This window comes from Lysobacter xanthus, from assembly GCF_047159895.1.
Window position 1 is genome coordinate 1 of sequence record NZ_BAAGAB020000062.1, and the last position, 15,388, is coordinate 15,388.

Below are 15,388 nucleotides of genomic sequence, written 5' to 3' on the forward strand. Positions count from 1 at the left end.
CGAGGTGCTGGGGGCGGACGGCAGCGGGGGCAGCCGTTCGGCCTGAGCCGTCGCCGCGACGGCGGTGCCGGGCGCCGCGGCCTGTAGTCGGGCGAATGCCCCGGTCCGCGCTGCGTCGGCGTTCCGTCCGTTATGGGTTCGCGCACATGCGGGGTATGCGCTCGCACCGGGCAGTCGCTGAGCGGACGGGTCCGCCCTGCATCCCGTCGCGTCGCGACAACGCTCGCGTCGCGCGACGCCGCAGCCCTATGTCCCGTTCAACGACGCGTCGAGCAGCGCGAGCCGCTCCGGGGTGCCGACATCCGTCCACGCACCCGCATGGTGCTCGCCGCCCACGGCATCGGCGCGCATCGCCGCGCGCAGCAGCGGCGCGAGCTTGAACCGCGGCGGCGTTTCGGAGGCGCCGGACGCATCGCCGACGATGGAACGCCAGTCGTCGAACAGCGCGGGGCGGTACAGGCCGACGCCGGAGAACGTCAGGCGCGCTGGCCCCTCGCTGCGCACGCGGTCGCCGTCGAGCGCGAAGTCGCCGGACAGGTTGTGCGCGGGATTGTCGACGAGCACGAGATGGGCGAGACCCGCCAGCTCGCGCGGCAGCCGCGCGAAGTCGTAGTCGGTCCAGACGTCGCCGTTGACGGCGAGGAACGGGGCGCCGTCGGGCGACAGCTCGCCGAGCGCGTTCCACATGCCGCCGCCGGTTTCCAGCGGCGTCAGGCCTTCGTACGTGTAGCGCAGGCGCAGGCCCCAGTCGGCGCCGTCGCCCAGCACTTCGGGAAACTTCGGCGCGAGCCAGCTGGTGTTGACGACGACGTCGGTGACGCCGATCGACGCTAGCTTCTCGAGATGCCAGACGATCAGCGGCTTGCCGCCGGCCGGCAGCAGCGGCTTCGGCGTGGTGAGCGTCAGCGGGCGCATGCGCTCGCCGAGGCCCGCGGCGAAGACCAGCGCCCTCATGCGTCGATGCGCGGGAACGTCGGGCGCACGCGACGCTCGATCACGCGCGCGAGCGGCTCGAGCTCGGGGTGGCGCGGCACCACGGCGTCGAGATAGGCGACGAAGCGCGTCGCGTCCTCGAGGTACTTGGGCTTGCCGTCGCGGTGATGAAGGCGCGCGAAGATGCCGAGCACCTTCAGGTGGCGCTGCACGCCGATCAGTTCCGCATCGCGCAGGAAGCGGTCGACCGGCGGGACCGGCAGCCCCGCGGCCTCGGCGCGCTCGTGGTAGCGCCGCAGCCAGCGATGCACCGAAGCCTCCGACCAGCTGAGGAAGGCATCCTTGAACAGGCTCAGCGCGTCGTAGGCGATCGGGCCGACCACCGCATCCTGGAAGTCGAGCACCGCCGGGCCTTCGCCGTCGTCGGTCGGCATCAGGTTGCGCGGCATGAAGTCGCGGTGCACGAGCACGGTGGGCTGCGCGAGCGCGGCGTCGATGAGCCGGCGATAGGCGAGGTCGAGGTTCTCGAGATCGTCGCAGTCCAGTTCGTGCCCGAGGTGGCGCACGAGGAACCATTCGTCGAACAGGCGCAGTTCGCGCGCGAACAAGGCCTCGTCGTAAACCGGCAGGCCCGGCGGCGGCGCGATCGCCTGGAGCTTCAGCAACTGGTCGACGGCGGCTTCGAAGAGGTCGTCCGCGTTGGTGTCGATGATGACGTGCAGGTAGGTCTGCGCGCCGAGGTCCTCGAGCAGCAGGAAGCCGTCCTCGACGTCGCGGGCGAGCACGCGGGGCACGCGAACGCCGCCGGCTTCGAGCACGTCGCGCATCGCGAGCCACGGGCGCACGTCTTCCTTGTCCGGCGGCGAATCCATGACGATGCGCGCCGGCGATTCGCCGACGGTGCGCCAGTAGCTGCGGAAGCCGGCGTCGGCCGAGGCGGCGACCAGCGTGATGTCGGGGTTGCCGGTCGCCAACCGGGCCCAGTCGAGCCGCGCGGTTTCGCGCGCGTCGGGGGTGATGCCGAGATCCATCGTTGCTCCGCGCGGCGACGGCCGCGAGCGGACAGGGTAGCGAGGTCGCGCGAAGGCGCAATCGCGACCCGGTCGGGACGCTCAGCGCGTGGGCGGCGCGTCGTGGCCGATCAGGAAGCGGCAGACGTGGCCACCGCGCACGATGCATTCGGCGTGCTGGATGCGGCGGCCGCTCGCGGCCTCCATGTAGGCGATGTCGAAGCGGCAGACCGCGGGGTTGTCGCGCGCGATCGCGTGGAAGACGCAGTTGAAGGCTTCGACCTGCGGCTGGCCGCCGCGCAGGGTCGGCACCGCCTCGTAGCCCGCGCGTTGCAGGCGCTCGGCGAGCGCTCTGGCGATGTCCGCGTCGGGCTGGTCGGGGTCGATGGGGTCGGCGTGCCCCAGCCGGGTGCCGATGTCGGCGAGCAGGCCGCGCGTCGCGTCGTCGCCCATGCGCTCCGTGATCGCGCCGAGCATCGCACCGGCGATCAGGCCGTAATTGCGTGGGAACAGGTCCTGCCCGCCCGCGGTCAGCCGGTAGCGCGACTGCGGCCGGCCGCCCGTGCGTCGCGCAGCGGCGTGTTCGACGAAGCCGGCCGCCGTCAGCGCGGTGAGGTGCTGCCTCACCGCGTTGTGGCTGATGCGCAGCGCGAGGCAGAGCGACTCGACGTCGCCACCGTCCGGCCCGCCGCGCAGCAGGTGGCGCAGCAGGGCCTGTCGCGTGCTGCCGAGCTGCGCCAGCGCCATCAGCTCGCCTTGGCCGGGAACTGCTTCGCGATCGCGCCGGCCAGCGCGTCGGCGATCGTGTCCATGTGCTTCTGCATGGCGACCCACGTGGCCGCCTCGGCCTTGTGGTCGTTCTTCATCACCTCGTCGATCTGCGCGACGTGGTGGCCGCCGTGCGCGGCGAGCAGCCCGAACACGGCGTCGTTCGGCAGGTAGGGATTGGCGCCGGACAGGAACGCCGCGATCGCCTGCGCATTGCGGGTGAGGTCGGCGATGGCCCTGGTGTGGCCGGCGCTGTTTCCGGCGCGGGCGGTGTCGGTGATCTGCTTCACCGCGCCCCAGTGGCCGGCCAGCAGCTCGAGCATGCGCTTGCCGGCGGCGTCGCCATAGAAGCTGCCGACCGCGCCCGCGATCTGCTTGGCGTTGGCGACCACGGCCGCGTCCGCGCGCTTGGCGGCTTTCGCGTTTCCGGCGTGCACGGCGTAGGCGTACTCCCGGGCGTGCACCACGTGGCCGTGCCACAGCGAGCGCAGCGCGGCATGCAGCTTCGGCGCGGGAACCGAGGCCGCGGCCGCTGCGGTCGGGGCGGCTGCCGCGTGCTGCATGTGCTGGGCGAAGAGCGGCGGGGCGGAGAGGGCAAGCGGGAGGGCGATGAGGAGGGCGATGCGTGACATGGTCGAACTCCGGAAGTGCGCCGCGTGCTGCGACGGGCCGCCAGTTCCGCGCATGCACGACGATATGTCCACGTCGACCTGTGTAAAGCAATCGCGTCGTGGCGTCGAGTGGATCCCCGACGCCCCGGGTGCGCCGGATCAGGGCAGGCTGGTATCGCCGATGGACTGCAGCCAGTCGTCGTCGGACCCTTCGGCCACGCCCTCGAACAGCACGGTGGACAGGTAGCGCTCGCCGGTATCGGGCAGCATCGTGAGGATGACCGAGCCTTCGGGCGCCGACTCGGCGATGCGCAGCGCCGCGGCGGCGGTGGCACCGGCGGAGATGCCGACGAAGATGCCTTCCTCCGCGGCGAGGCGACGGGCGGTGTCGCGCGCGAGCGTGTCGTCGACCTTCACGATCTCGTCGGCGATCGAACGGTCGAGCACGTCGGGCAGGAAGTCGGGCGTCCAGCCCTGGATCTTGTGCGGCTGCCAGGCATCGCCCGAGAGCAGCGCGGCGCCCGCCGGTTCCGCCGCCGCGATGCGCAGGTCGGGGCGGGCGAGCTTCAGCACCTGTCCGGCGCCGGTGATGGTGCCGCCGGTGCCCCAGCCGCTCACGAACCAGTCGAGGCGGCGCCCGGCGAAGTCGCGCAGGATTTCGGGGCCCGTCGTGCTGCGGTGGAAGGCCGGGTTCGCCTCGTTCTCGAACTGGCGCGCGAGGAACCAGCCGTGCTTCTCCGCCAGTTCCTTCGCTTTGCGCACCATGCCGGTGCCGCGCTCGGCGGCCGGCGTCAGGATCACGCGGGCGCCGTAGGCGCGCATGAGCTTGCGGCGCTCGACCGAGAACGAATCGGACATCACCGCGACGAACTTGTAGCCGCGTGCCGCGGCGACCATCGCGAGCGCGATGCCGGTGTTGCCGGACGTCGCCTCGATGATGGTGTCGCCGCGCTTGAGCGCGCCGCGCTGTTCGGCGTCGAGGACGATCGCGAGCGCCAGGCGATCCTTCACCGAGCCGCCCGGATTGAAGGCTTCCACCTTCGCGTAGAGCGTGACGTTGCGCGGGGCGAGGCGATGCAGGCGGACGATGGGCGTGCCGCCGATGGTGTCGAGGATGCTGTCGAAGAGGGCCATGGTCGGGGTTCGCGTGGGGAGCCGGTAGGGTGCGACGCGCCGGTGCGTTCCGGCGTGCCGCTGGTCGAATACTGTGGATCGGTGCGGCGGGCCTCAGGCGGCGGCCCGGAGCAGCGCGTCGGACTCGCCGAGCGGCGGCGCGCCGAACCAGTGCAGGCGCGAGGCGAGCGCGGCGACGTCGCCGACCACGAGCAGCGCGGGCGAGCGCACCGCATGCGCCTCGATGAGCGCGGGGAGGCGGTCGAGCGTGCCGACGATCACGCGCTGGCCCGGGCGGGAACCGTTCTCGACGATCGCGACCGGCGTGGACGCCGCGCGGCCGTGCTCGATGAGCCGGGCCGACACGCGCGGCGCCGCGGCGATGCCCATGTAGACGGCGAGCGTCTGCGTGGGCGTGGCGAGCGAGGCCCAGTCGGGCTCGTCGCCGTCGTCCCGTGCGTGCGCGGTCACGAAGCGCACCGACTGCGCGTGGGCGCGATGCGTGAGCGGAATGCCCGCATACGCCGCGCAGGCGAGTGCCGCGGTGACGCCGGGCACCACCTCGAAATCGATGCCGTGCGCGGCGAGCACTTCGAGTTCCTCGCCACCGCGTCCGAACACGAACGGATCGCCGCCCTTCAGCCGCACGACGATGCGACCGGCCTTCGCGTGTTCGAGCATCAGCGCATGGATGCGTGACTGCGTGTCCTGGTGCGCCTGCAGGCTGTCCGTGCTGCCGGCGGTCTTGCCGACGTCGATCAGCTCGGCGTCGCGTCGCACGCGGGCGAGTACGTCGGCGCCGACGAGGCGGTCGTGCAGCACCACGTCGGCCTGTGCGAGCACGCGCAGCGCGCGCAGCGTCAGCAGTCCGGCGTCGCCCGGGCCGGCGCCCACGAGGATCACGCGGCCGCGCGTGGCGCGCGCCGACGTCGCGAGCAGGGCGCGCAGCCGGTCGCGCGCTTCGCGTTCACGGCCGGCCCGGAGCAATCCGGGCACGTCGCCGGCGAGCAGGCGGTCGAAGAAGACGCGTCGGGCGCCGATGTCCGGAAAGCGCGCCCGGATCAGCCGGCGGTAGCGCGCGAGCAGGCGCGCGAGGTCGGCCCAGCTCTCGTCCAGTTCCGCTTCGAGCTTCTCGCGCAGATGCCGCGCGAGCATGGGCGCGCCCCCGCCGCTGGAGATCGCCACCTGCAGCGGCCCGCGCTCGACGCGGGCCGGCACCTGGACGCTCGACAGCTCCACATCGTCGACCACGTTCGCCCAGACGCGGCGCGCGTGCGCCGCATCCGCCACCGCGCGGTTGGTCGCTGAGTCGTCGGTGGCGGCGACCACCAGCCAGACGCCGTCGAGCCGCGACGCCGCGAACGCCTCGGCGACGTGCGCCAACGTGCCGGCGTTCGCGAGGACCTGCAGTTCGGGCACGAGGTCGGGGGCGACGATCGACACGTCGGCACCGGCCTCGAACAGCGCCTGCACCTTCCGGCGGGCCACCGCGCCGCCGCCGACCACCAGCACCCGCCGGCCGCGGAGGTCGACGAACAGGGGGAAGAGCGGGGCGGAACCGGGTGTTGCGGACACGGCGTCGATCCGGCGTGGGAATGGCTGCACCGTAGGCCGACGGAACGACGCTGCGAAATAAGCACTGGTGACGGGCATATGTCCAGAACGCATGAGCGACCGGCCATCGGGTTTTCAGCGTGAAGTTACGAAAATCCTTTCATGCGAATGAAGCGATGGATAACATTGCCGTCCGGCGTCGTTACGAGCCGCTCCGTCCCGCCGTCCCGCCGACCCGACCGTCATGACCCTCGCCCAGCTCCGCTATTTCGTCGCCATCGCCGACTCGGGCCTCAACATCACGCTGGCGGCCGAGCGCGTGCATGCCACGCAGCCCGGTCTGTCCAAGCAGCTGAAGCAGCTCGAGGACGAGCTGGGCTTCCTGCTGTTCTCCCGCAAGGGCCGTTCGCTCGACTCCATCACCCCGGCCGGGCAGCAGGTGCTCGCGCATGCCCGCCGACTGCTCGCCGAGGCCGCGAACATCCGCTCGTACGCGGCGAACGTGCGCGGCGACGCGCAGGGCCGGCTGGTCATCGCCACCACGCACACCCAGGCGCGCCACGTGCTGCCGGGCGCGATCGCGCAGGTGCGTCGCGCCTTCCCGCAGATGAGCGTGCACCTGCAGCCGGGCGGCGAGGGCGAGGTGCTCGACCTGCTCGCGCGCGGCGAGGCCGACGTCGCGGTGATCAGCACGTCGGGCGCGCCGCCGGCCGGCGGCATCGCGGTGCCGCTGTTCCGCTGGCGCCGGCTGGTGCTGGTGCCGCGGGACCATGCGCTCGCCGACGGCGGGGCACCGACGCTCGAGGCGCTCGCCGGCGTGCCGCTGGTGAGCTACGAATCGTCGGTGCGGGCCGACTCCTCGCTGCGCCGTGCGTTCGCGGCGCGCGGGCTGGAGCCGCGAATCGCGATGACCGCGCGCGATGCGGACCTCATCAAGACCTACGTGCGCGCCGGGCTGGGCGTCGGGTTGCTCGCCGAGATGGCCGTGGGCGCGGACGACCTCGACGCGCTGCGCGCCTTGCCCGCGCCGGACGTCGTGCCCGAATGCATCGCGTGGGCGGTGCTGCCTCGCGAACGGGTGCTGCGCGACTACACGCTCTCGCTGCTCACCGCCGTCGCACCGCAGCTCGACCGCACCGACCTGCGCCGCGCGGTCGCCGGCACCGACGAGCCGCGTTGGCCGACGCCGCCCGACTGGGCCTCGCTGCAGCGCGAACTCCAGGCCTGAGGCCGGCGCGGTCAGGCCGCGCGGTCCTCGTTCTCCCAGGGCTGGTGCAGGCCGCATTCGCGCTTGAGCCCGAAGAAGCGCGTCTCCTCCTCGCTCATGCCCGCGTCCAGCGGGCGGGTGGTGTGGATGTCGCCGATCGAGACGTAGCCCTCGTGCCACAGCGGGTGGTAGGGCAGGTCGTGCTCCTGCAGGTACATGTAGACGTCGCGATCGGTCCAGTCGACGATCGGATGCAGCTTCCAGCGGCCGTCGCGCAGTTCCAGCACGTCGACGTTCGCGCGCGAGCGCGACTGACTGCGGCGCAGGCCCGCGATCCAGCAGCGCACGCCCAGCTCGTCGAGCGCGCGCTGCATCGGTTCGACCTTGCGCAGACGGTTGTAGCGTTCGAGTCCGTCGAGCCCCTGCTCCCACAGCCGGCCGAAGCGCGCCTCCATCCAGGCGATGCCGATCTGCGGCCGGTAGACGTGCAGGTTGAGCGACAGCCGCTGCGTGAGTTCGTCCACGAAGCGGTAGGTTTCCGGGAACAGGTAGCCGGTGTCGATCAGGATCACGGGCAGGTCGGGCTTCTGCTGGGTCGCCAGATGCAGGCTCACAGCGGCGTGCGCGCCGAAACTCGACGACAGGGCGTGGCCGCCCGAGAGGTTTTCGAGCGCCCAGGCCACCCGGCCCTCGGCGGTCTGGCGACCCAGCCATGCATTGAGTTCGGCCAGTGCGCGGGGTGACTCGGCGGCGGTGACCGGATCGGGCGTGCTCATGCGGCCGCCTCCGCCTGCAATGCGATCGCGATCGGCCGCGGCGTACCGACGAGGCCGCTGCGCACGAGGAAGTCGCCGAAGCGTTCGGGACCGATGCGTTCGGCCGCGTACCGCGCCAGCAGCGGGTCGAGCGCGTCGACGATCCCGGCCTCGTCGACGTTCTCGCGATAGGTCGTGTTGAGCCGCTGGCCGCGGTGGTCCGCGCCGAGGCGAAGCGCGTAGCGCCCGGGCGCCTTGCCGACCAGCGCGATCTCGCCCAGGTACGGTCGCGAGCAGCCGTTGGGGCAGCCGCTCAGGCGCACGTGGATCGGCGCATTGCGCAGCCCGTGTCGGTCGAGCAGCGCCTCGAACGTATCGAGGAACGCCGGGAGGTAGCGCTCGGCCTCGGCCATCGCGAGGCCGCAGGTCGGCAGCGCGACGCAGGCGAGCGCGGCAAGGCGCGAGGGTGTCGACCGCGCGTACGTGTCGAGGCCGTGCGCCGCGGCGAGCGCGTCGACCCGATCGCGGTGCGCGGCGTCGACGTTCGCGATGACCAGGTTCTGGTTGGGCGTGAGGCGGATCTGCGCACCGTCGACGCCCTGCAGCAGCGCGGCGATCGCCCGCAGCCCGGTCTGCAGCGCGCCGGCCGGCCCGTCCTGCAGGCGGCCGGAGAGAATGCGCAGGGTGAGGTGCCAGCGCCCGTCGTGGCCTTCCACCCAGCCGAAGCGATCGCCGTTGTGGTCGAACGCAAAGGCGCGTGCGGGCGCTAGCGCGAAGCCCGCGCGGCGCTCGACCTCCGCCTTGAACGCCTCGAGGCCGCAATCGTCGATCGTGTACTTCAACCGCGCGCGCTTGCGCAGCGTTCGGTTGCCCCAGTCGCGCTGTGTCGTCACCACCGCCACGGCAAGCGCGATCACGTCCTGCGGCGCGGCGAAGCCGATCACGTCCGCCAGCCGCGGATAGGTGTCGGGGTCGCCGTGCGTCGCGCCCATGCCGCCGCCGACGCTCACGTCGTAGCCGACGACGCGGCCGTCCTCGACGATCGCGATGAAGCCGAGGTCCTGCGCGAAGACGTCCACGTCGTTCGTCGGCGGGATCGCGAAGCCGATCTTGAACTTGCGCGGCAGGTAGGCCTCGCCGTACACCGGGTCCTGCTCCGGCGTGCCGGCGACGCGCTCCTCGTCCAGCCAGATCTCGTGGTAGGCGCGAGTATTGGGAAGGACATGCTCCGACAGCGCCGCGGCCGTGGCATACACGCCGGCATGCACGTCGGACTGCAGCGGGTTGGCGGCGATGGCGACGTTGCGGTTCACGTCGCCGCAGGCGGCGAGCGTATCGATCAGCGCCGCATTGATGCCCTGCATCGTCGCCTTGAGTTCGCGCTTGACGATGCCGTGGAACTGGATCGCCTGGCGCGTGGTGATGCGCAGGCCGCGCTCGGCGTGCGTCGAGGCGACGGCGTCCAGCTTCAGCCACTGCGACGGCGTGATGACGCCGCCGGGCGTGCGCGTCCGGATCATGAACTGGTAGGCCGGCTCGAGCTTCTGCTGGCGACGTTCCTCGCGCAGGTCGCGGTCGTCCTGCTGGTAGCTGCCGTGGTACTTGATGAGTGTCTGGTCGTCGTCGGCGATGGCGCCCGTGATGGGGTCGGCGAGGCTCCCGACCAGCGTGCCGCGCAGGGCGCGACTGTTCTTCTTGATGTCTTCGACCGAATGGGCGGCCATGGCATGTCTCCGTAGGGATGGCGGTGTCGCGCGCGGTTCAGCGTCGACAGCGCATTCGGGCGGAGCGGGGTTGGCGGAGCGCCATCAGTAGACGTCCCGGGCGTAGCGCCCCTCGGCGAGCAACGCATCGAGCCACTCGGCAGCGCCCGCGGGGCTGCGTCCCCCGTGCGTCGCGACGATCTCCACGAGCGCCGCATGCACGTCCTTCGACATCGCGACCGCGCCGCAGACGTACAGGTGCGCGCCGCCCTCGAGCCACGCATAGACCTCCCGGCCGTGCTCGCGGAGGCGATGCTGCACGTAGACCTTGTCGCGCTGCTCGCGCGAGAAGGCGAGGTCGAGCCGGTGCAGCGTCCCGCGCTTGAGCGCCTGCTGCCATTCGAGCTGGTAGAGGAAGCCGGTGCGCGCATGCGGCGCGCCGAACAGCAACCAGTTGCGGCCGGCCGCCCCCGCGTGTGCCCGGTGCTGCACGAAGCCGCGGAAGGGCGCGACGCCCGTGCCCGGGCCGATCATCAGCACGTCGCGCGTGCCATCCGTGGGCAGCCGGAAACGCGCGTTCCGCTCGACGAACACGCGGGCGGTGTCGCCCTCGCGAAGCCCGGCGAGCAGGTGCGACGCGGTGCCCCAGCGGACGTGTCCGTCCGCGGTGTACTCGACATGCGCGACGGTGAGATGCGCCTCGTCGCCGACCTCGAGCTGCGAGGAGGCGATCGAGTACAGCCGCGGCGTCAGCGGCCGCAGCGCGGAGACCAGGTCGGCCGGCGACCACGCGGCCGGATGCGCACGAACCAGGTCGACAAACTGCGTCGAGTCGAGCAGCCGCGCGAGGTCGGCGCCTCCGGCCGTGCCGAGCACCGCATCGAGTTCGGCAGACTTCGCGCGCTCGGCGTGTCGGACCAGCAGCGGACGCGACAGCCGCGTCACCTCGCGTTCGCGCAGCAGCCACTCGCGCAGCGGGAGCGTGCGGACTTTCGCGTCCACCGGCGCATCGCCATCGAGCGCCAGCGCTTCCAGGATCTCGTCGACCAGCGCGGGCGGATTGACGGGCCAGACGCCCAGCGCATCGCCGGGCTCGTAGGTGAGGCCGGAGCCCCCCAGTGACAGCTCGACGTGGCGGACGTCGCGCGTCGCCCCACGCGCGGTGATGCGTTGCACCGCCAACACGGGTGCGGCGAATGGGGCGTCGCGGCCGTGCACCGACGCGGCGCCGGGGCGGATCGGCGTGACGGTCGCGAGCGCCGGAGCCGGTGCGAGGTCGCGCGCGGCCGCGTGGGCCGCGTCCGTCCACGGCCCGGCCACGGCGTCGATGTCGAGGTCCGCATCGCCGCGCGGCAGCCAGCGCTGCGCACCGAGGGCCTCGAAGCGTTCGTCGAGGCGACGGCCGATCGCGCAGAACTGCGGATAGCTGGAATCGCCCAGGCCGAGCACGCCGAAGCGCAGGCCCTCCAGCCGCGGCGCGCGCGAGCCCAGCACGTGCTCGACGAAGCCACGTGCGTCGTCCGGCGGATCGCCGTCGCCCTGCGTGCTGATCACCGCGACGAGCAGCTTCTCGGCCTTCAGCTCGCGCAGCGGGTACTCCGCGGCATTGAGCAGGCGCACGTCGAGCCCGGCCCCGCCCAGCCGCGCGGCAATCGCTTCCGCCGCGCGCCGCGCGTTGCCGGTCTGGCTGCCATAGACGACCGTGAGACGAGGCGCGTTTGCGGCCACTGCCTGAGGCCGGGCCAGCGAAGGCTCCTGCGCGCGGGCGAGGCCGGCGGCATAACCCGAGAGCCACCAGAGCGCGTCGCGTCCGAGCCCGTCCGTCAGGCGGTCGAGCAGGTCGACACGACCATCGGGCAGCGGGGCGGGGAGGGGAACGGCGGACATGGCGCGACCGGGTGGCTCGTCGGGAGGAGCAGCCTCGCGCCCCGCGTTCCCGCACGGAAAGGACCGCCGCTCATGTCCTCATGCCCGCGACGAACTTCCACGCGGGTGGTCACGCGCACAGACTGCCCGCCCCGGATTCCGTGAACGCCCGTGACCGTCCCGACCCCCGCGCCGCTCCACGACGGCGGCGCCCGCCATAATCGCCGGGTCCGATACCGCGCGGTCCCGTCGATGCCCCTGCCGTCCCTGAGCCACCTCGACCGCCTCGAAGCCGAGGCGATCCACATCTTTCGCGAGGTCGCGGCGAATTTCCGCAACCCCGTGATGATGTATTCGGTGGGCAAGGACAGCTCCGTGCTGCTGCACCTGCTGGTCAAGGCCTTCGCCCCCGCGCGTCCGCCGATCCCGATGCTCCACATCGACACCACGTGGAAATTCCGGGAAATGATCGAGTTCCGCGACCGGCGCGCCGTCGAGACGGGCGTCGAGCTGCGCGTGCACACCAATCCCGACGGGCTCGCGCAGGGCATCAATCCCATCACGCACGGCGCCACGGTGCACACGGACGTGATGAAGACGCAGGCGCTCAAGCAGGCGCTCGACCAGTACCGCTTCGACGCCGCGATCGGCGGCGCCCGGCGCGACGAGGAGAAGTCGCGCGCGAAGGAGCGCGTCTTCTCGTTCCGCAACCGCCAGCACGCCTGGGACCCGAAGAACCAGCGTCCCGAGCTCTGGAACCTGTACAACGCGCGCATCCAGCCGGGCGAATCGGTGCGGGTGTTCCCACTGTCCAATTGGACCGAGCTCGACATCTGGCTCTACATCTACCGCGAGCGCATCGAGGTGCCGTCGCTGTACTTCGCGGCCGAGCGGCCCGTCGTCGAGCGCGACGGCGCGCTGATCTTGGTCGACGACGCACGCCTGCCACTTCGGGACGGTGAAACGCCGGCGCAGCGCAGCGTCCGCTTCCGCACGCTCGGCTGCTACCCGCTCACGGGTGCGGTGGAGTCCGAGGCGGACACGCTGGAGAAGATCATCGCCGAGATGCTGGTCGCGACCACGTCGGAGCGTCAGGGGCGCGTGATCGACCACGATCCGTCGGCATCGATGGAAAAGAAGAAGCGGGAAGGTTATTTCTGATGACGCGCATGGACGATGCCGCCGCCACCGTCGCGGCGTACCTGGCCGACCACGAACGTCGTGGCCTGCTGCGCTTTATCACCTGCGGCAGCGTCGACGACGGCAAGAGCACGCTGATCGGCCGCCTGCTGCACGACACGCGTGGCCTGTTCGAGGACCAGCTCGCCTCGCTCGAGAAGGACAGCCGTCGCCACGGCACGCAGGGCGAGCGCGTGGACTACGCGCTGCTGATGGACGGGCTCGAAGCCGAGCGCGAGCAGGGCATCACCATCGACGTCGCCTACCGCTTCTTCGGCACCGCGAGCCGCAAGTTCATCGTCGCCGACTGCCCGGGCCACGAGCAGTACACGCGGAACATGGCCACCGGTGCGTCCACGGCGGACGCGGCGGCGGTGCTCGTCGATGCACGCAAGGGCCTGCTCACGCAGACCCGTCGCCACAGCTACATCGTCTCGCTGCTCGGTATCCGGCACGTGCTCCTGGCGGTCAACAAGATGGACCTCGTCGGCTACGACGAAGCGACCTTCGAGCGCATCGCCGCCGAGTACCGTGAACTCGCGTCCACGCTCGGCATCGACCGGGTGACGCCGGTGCCGCTCTCCGCGCTCGAGGGCGACAACCTGATCGCGCGTTCGGCCAACACGCCGTGGTACGCCGGCCCGACGCTGCTGGAATGGCTCGAGGCGGTGCCGCCCGACGCGCCGTCGCACCTCGAATTCCGCCTGCCGGTGCAGTGGGTGAATCGCCCGCACCCGGATTTCCGCGGCTTCGCGGGCACGATCGCGGCCGGCGCGGTGAAGCCGGGCGCCGACGTGGTCGCGCTGCCCTCCGGCCGGCGCTCGAAAGTCGCGCGCATCGTCACCGCCGAGGGCGACCTGGATGTCGCGGTGCGCGGCCAGGCGGTGACGCTCACGCTCGCCGACGAGCTGGACGTCAGCCGCGGTGACGTGCTCGCCGCCGCCGGCGATGCGCCCGAGGTCAGCGACCAGTTCGCCGCGCACCTGCTCTGGTTCGATGCGCAGCCGCTGCTGCCGGGCCGCCCGTACTGGCTCCGCGTCGGCACGCAGGAGGTCGGCGCGAGCGTCACCGAGATCAAGCACAAGGTCGACGTGAACACGCAGGAATCGCTGGCCGCCAAGCATCTCGAAATGAACGAGGTCGGCTTCTGCAACCTCTACCTCGACCAGCCGGTGCCGTTCGAGGCCTATGCGGACAACCGCGAGCTCGGCGCCTTCATCCTCGTCGACCGCCAGACCAACGCCACCGTGGGCGCGGGCACGATCGACTTCGCGCTGCGCCGCGCGGCCAACATCCACTGGCAGCACGTCGACGTCGACAAGGCGGCGCGTGCGCGCCTCAAGGCGCAGTCGCCGCGCTGCGTCTGGTTCACCGGCCTGTCCGGCTCGGGCAAGTCGACGATCGCGAACCTCGTCGAGAAGCGCCTGGTCGCAATGGGCCTGCACACCTACATCCTCGACGGCGACAACGTGCGCCACGGGCTCAACAAGGACCTCGGCTTCACCGACGAGGACCGCGTCGAGAACATCCGCCGCGTGGCCGAGGTGTCCAGGCTGATGACCGACGCCGGGCTGATCGTGCTGGTGAGCTTCATCTCGCCGTTCCGCTCCGAGCGCCGCCTCGCGCGCGAGCTGTTCGACGACGGCGAGTTCGTCGAGGTCTTCGTCGACACGCCGCTGGAGCTCGCCGAGTCGCGCGACGTGAAAGGCCTCTACGCGAAGGCGCGTGCCGGCAAGATCCCGAACTTCACGGGCATCGACTCCCCCTACGAGGTGCCCGAGCACGCCGAACTGGTGCTCGACACCGTCGGTGAGTCTCCGGAAGCGCTGGCCGAGCGCGTGGTGCAGTTCCTGCTGCGCTGAGCGGTACGCTCAGCGGCCGCGATGGACGCGGCGATCGCGTGAGCGCTTGAACATCGCCTGGTAGACGACGAGCAGCACGATCGCCGCGACGATCGCGACCACCCAGGCGATCGCGCCGCCGCCCGGCACGAGCGCGCCCGCGATCGCGCCGCCGGCCGCGCCGATCAGGATCGTCATGATCAACCCGACGTTCTCGGGGCCTGGCTTGAGGATGCGCGCGAGGATGCCGACGACCGCGCCGCCGATGAGATAGCCGAAGAAGCCGTCGAACATGGTTGCGCCCCGCGGGAAGTCGACCCGATGCTGCGGGGGCCGGCGTCGCCACTGCGTGGACGGCCGCCGCAAACGGAAACGGCGCCACGCGGGCGCCGTTCCGGGTTGGTGCCGCGGACTCAGCAGCAGCCGTGCGCGCCGCGGTCCTCGCCACCCGCCTGCGCGGCCACGCCCTGCGTCTCGCCGCGGACGGACGCGAGGTGGTGCTGGTGCAGCACGTGCGAAACGCTCGCGGTGACGCGCTTGCCCATCGGAATGTGCAGGAACTCGTTCGGGCCGTGCGCATTGCTGTGCGGGCCGAGCACGCCCGTGATCATGAACTGCGCCCCCGGGAACTTCTCGCCGAGCATGCCCATGAACGGGATGCTGCCGCCTTCGCCCATGTATACGGCGGGACGACCGAAGAACGCCTGGCTCGCGTCGGCGATGGCACGGTCGAGCCACGGCGACAGCGCGGGCGCGTTCCAGCCCGAGCTCGCCTTCTCGAGGTCGAGCGTCACCTGTGCGCCGTAGGGCGGGTTCTCGGTGAGCGCCGCTTCCAGCAGCTCGCCCGC

Annotated in this window: 13 protein-coding genes and 1 pseudogene; 3 read left to right on the forward strand and 11 right to left on the reverse strand. The window is 71.7% G+C overall.

Annotation, left to right across the window (positions count from 1 at the left end; genetic code table 11):
* Window positions 1-246: 246 nt before the first annotated feature.
* From murU to cysG, 6 genes are all read right to left on the reverse strand, one after another.
* Window positions 247-954 (reverse strand): N-acetylmuramate alpha-1-phosphate uridylyltransferase MurU, encoded by a 708-nt coding sequence (murU, locus tag ACY35P_RS12610; protein WP_462116185.1) that lies wholly within the window; start codon window positions 952-954, stop codon window positions 247-249.
* Window positions 951-1,964, reverse strand: coding sequence for an aminoglycoside phosphotransferase family protein (locus ACY35P_RS12615; protein WP_462116186.1), 1,014 nt, complete (start codon window positions 1,962-1,964; stop codon window positions 951-953). The genes murU and ACY35P_RS12615 overlap by 4 nt, the downstream gene beginning before the upstream one ends.
* Window positions 1,965-2,045: 81 nt before the next feature.
* On the reverse strand, window positions 2,046-2,690 hold the full coding sequence (locus ACY35P_RS12620) for a helix-turn-helix transcriptional regulator (protein WP_462116187.1): 645 nt from the start codon (window positions 2,688-2,690) through the stop codon (window positions 2,046-2,048).
* On the reverse strand, window positions 2,690-3,343 hold the full coding sequence (locus tag ACY35P_RS12625) for a hypothetical protein (RefSeq protein ID WP_462116188.1): 654 nt from the start codon (window positions 3,341-3,343) through the stop codon (window positions 2,690-2,692). Before ACY35P_RS12625 ends, ACY35P_RS12620 begins: the two co-directional genes overlap by 1 nt.
* A gap of 138 nt (window positions 3,344-3,481) precedes the next feature.
* Window positions 3,482-4,456 carry a cysteine synthase A gene (cysK, locus tag ACY35P_RS12630; RefSeq protein WP_462116189.1) on the reverse strand — a complete coding sequence of 325 codons (975 nt, stop codon included), beginning with the start codon at window positions 4,454-4,456 and terminating at the stop codon, window positions 3,482-3,484.
* 93 nt (window positions 4,457-4,549) lie between these two features.
* Complete coding sequence (gene cysG, locus ACY35P_RS12635; protein ID WP_462116190.1) at window positions 4,550-6,010, reverse strand: siroheme synthase CysG; 1,461 nt, start codon at window positions 6,008-6,010, stop codon at window positions 4,550-4,552.
* 223 nt (window positions 6,011-6,233) lie between these two features.
* On the opposite strand from cysG, the gene ACY35P_RS12640 reads away from it, so the two are divergent.
* The gene (locus ACY35P_RS12640) at window positions 6,234-7,217 is read left to right on the forward strand and encodes a LysR family transcriptional regulator (RefSeq protein WP_462116191.1); all 984 of its coding nucleotides are present in this window, start codon (window positions 6,234-6,236) and stop codon (window positions 7,215-7,217) included.
* Between the two features lie 11 nt (window positions 7,218-7,228).
* Here ACY35P_RS12640 and ACY35P_RS12645 read toward each other — a convergent pair whose 3' ends face one another.
* The 3 genes from ACY35P_RS12645 to ACY35P_RS12655 form a co-directional block, all read right to left on the reverse strand.
* Window positions 7,229-7,972 (reverse strand): phosphoadenylyl-sulfate reductase, encoded by a 744-nt coding sequence (locus tag ACY35P_RS12645; protein ID WP_462116192.1) that lies wholly within the window; start codon window positions 7,970-7,972, stop codon window positions 7,229-7,231.
* Window positions 7,969-9,675 (reverse strand): assimilatory sulfite reductase (NADPH) hemoprotein subunit, encoded by a 1,707-nt coding sequence (gene cysI / locus ACY35P_RS12650; protein ID WP_462116193.1) that lies wholly within the window; start codon window positions 9,673-9,675, stop codon window positions 7,969-7,971. Before cysI ends, ACY35P_RS12645 begins: the two co-directional genes overlap by 4 nt.
* A gap of 84 nt (window positions 9,676-9,759) precedes the next feature.
* Window positions 9,760-11,541 carry an assimilatory sulfite reductase (NADPH) flavoprotein subunit gene (locus tag ACY35P_RS12655; protein ID WP_462116194.1) on the reverse strand — a complete coding sequence of 594 codons (1,782 nt, stop codon included), beginning with the start codon at window positions 11,539-11,541 and terminating at the stop codon, window positions 9,760-9,762.
* A 231-nt stretch (window positions 11,542-11,772) separates the two neighbouring features.
* Between ACY35P_RS12655 and cysD the strand changes: the two genes are divergently transcribed.
* Window positions 11,773-12,681, forward strand: a complete 909-nt coding sequence (gene cysD, locus ACY35P_RS12660; RefSeq protein WP_462116195.1) for a sulfate adenylyltransferase subunit CysD — start codon at window positions 11,773-11,775, stop codon at window positions 12,679-12,681.
* The gene (gene cysN, locus ACY35P_RS12665) at window positions 12,681-14,561 is read left to right on the forward strand and encodes a sulfate adenylyltransferase subunit CysN (RefSeq protein WP_462116196.1); all 1,881 of its coding nucleotides are present in this window, start codon (window positions 12,681-12,683) and stop codon (window positions 14,559-14,561) included. The genes cysD and cysN overlap by 1 nt, the downstream gene beginning before the upstream one ends.
* A 9-nt stretch (window positions 14,562-14,570) precedes the next feature.
* Here the strand turns inward: cysN and ACY35P_RS12670 are convergent, their stop codons facing one another.
* Together ACY35P_RS12670 and ACY35P_RS12675 are read right to left on the reverse strand one after the other, a co-directional pair.
* Window positions 14,571-14,834, reverse strand: coding sequence for a GlsB/YeaQ/YmgE family stress response membrane protein (locus ACY35P_RS12670; RefSeq protein WP_462116197.1), 264 nt, complete (start codon window positions 14,832-14,834; stop codon window positions 14,571-14,573).
* Between the two features lie 119 nt (window positions 14,835-14,953).
* A pseudogene (locus ACY35P_RS12675) lies at window positions 14,954-15,388 on the reverse strand (peptidase M20); the annotation flags it as partial.

What these genes read in the sequence shown, in the direction of transcription:
- murU (WP_462116185.1), bottom strand. Translation starts at nt 954, where the DNA reads ATGAGGGCGCTGGTCTTCGCCGCGGGCCTCGGCGAGCGCATGCGCCCG.
- ACY35P_RS12615 (WP_462116186.1), bottom strand. Translation starts at nt 1,964, where the DNA reads ATGGATCTCGGCATCACCCCCGACGCGCGCGAAACCGCGCGGCTCGAC.
- ACY35P_RS12620 (WP_462116187.1), bottom strand. Translation starts at nt 2,690, where the DNA reads ATGGCGCTGGCGCAGCTCGGCAGCACGCGACAGGCCCTGCTGCGCCAC.
- ACY35P_RS12625 (WP_462116188.1), bottom strand. Translation starts at nt 3,343, where the DNA reads ATGTCACGCATCGCCCTCCTCATCGCCCTCCCGCTTGCCCTCTCCGCC.
- cysK (WP_462116189.1), bottom strand. Translation starts at nt 4,456, where the DNA reads ATGGCCCTCTTCGACAGCATCCTCGACACCATCGGCGGCACGCCCATC.
- ACY35P_RS12640 (WP_462116191.1), top strand. Translation starts at nt 6,234, where the DNA reads ATGACCCTCGCCCAGCTCCGCTATTTCGTCGCCATCGCCGACTCGGGC.
- ACY35P_RS12645 (WP_462116192.1), bottom strand. Translation starts at nt 7,972, where the DNA reads ATGAGCACGCCCGATCCGGTCACCGCCGCCGAGTCACCCCGCGCACTG.
- cysI (WP_462116193.1), bottom strand. Translation starts at nt 9,675, where the DNA reads ATGGCCGCCCATTCGGTCGAAGACATCAAGAAGAACAGTCGCGCCCTG.
- ACY35P_RS12655 (WP_462116194.1), bottom strand. Translation starts at nt 11,541, where the DNA reads ATGTCCGCCGTTCCCCTCCCCGCCCCGCTGCCCGATGGTCGTGTCGAC.
- cysD (WP_462116195.1), top strand. Translation starts at nt 11,773, where the DNA reads ATGCCCCTGCCGTCCCTGAGCCACCTCGACCGCCTCGAAGCCGAGGCG.
- cysN (WP_462116196.1), top strand. Translation starts at nt 12,681, where the DNA reads ATGACGCGCATGGACGATGCCGCCGCCACCGTCGCGGCGTACCTGGCC.
- ACY35P_RS12670 (WP_462116197.1), bottom strand. Translation starts at nt 14,834, where the DNA reads ATGTTCGACGGCTTCTTCGGCTATCTCATCGGCGGCGCGGTCGTCGGC.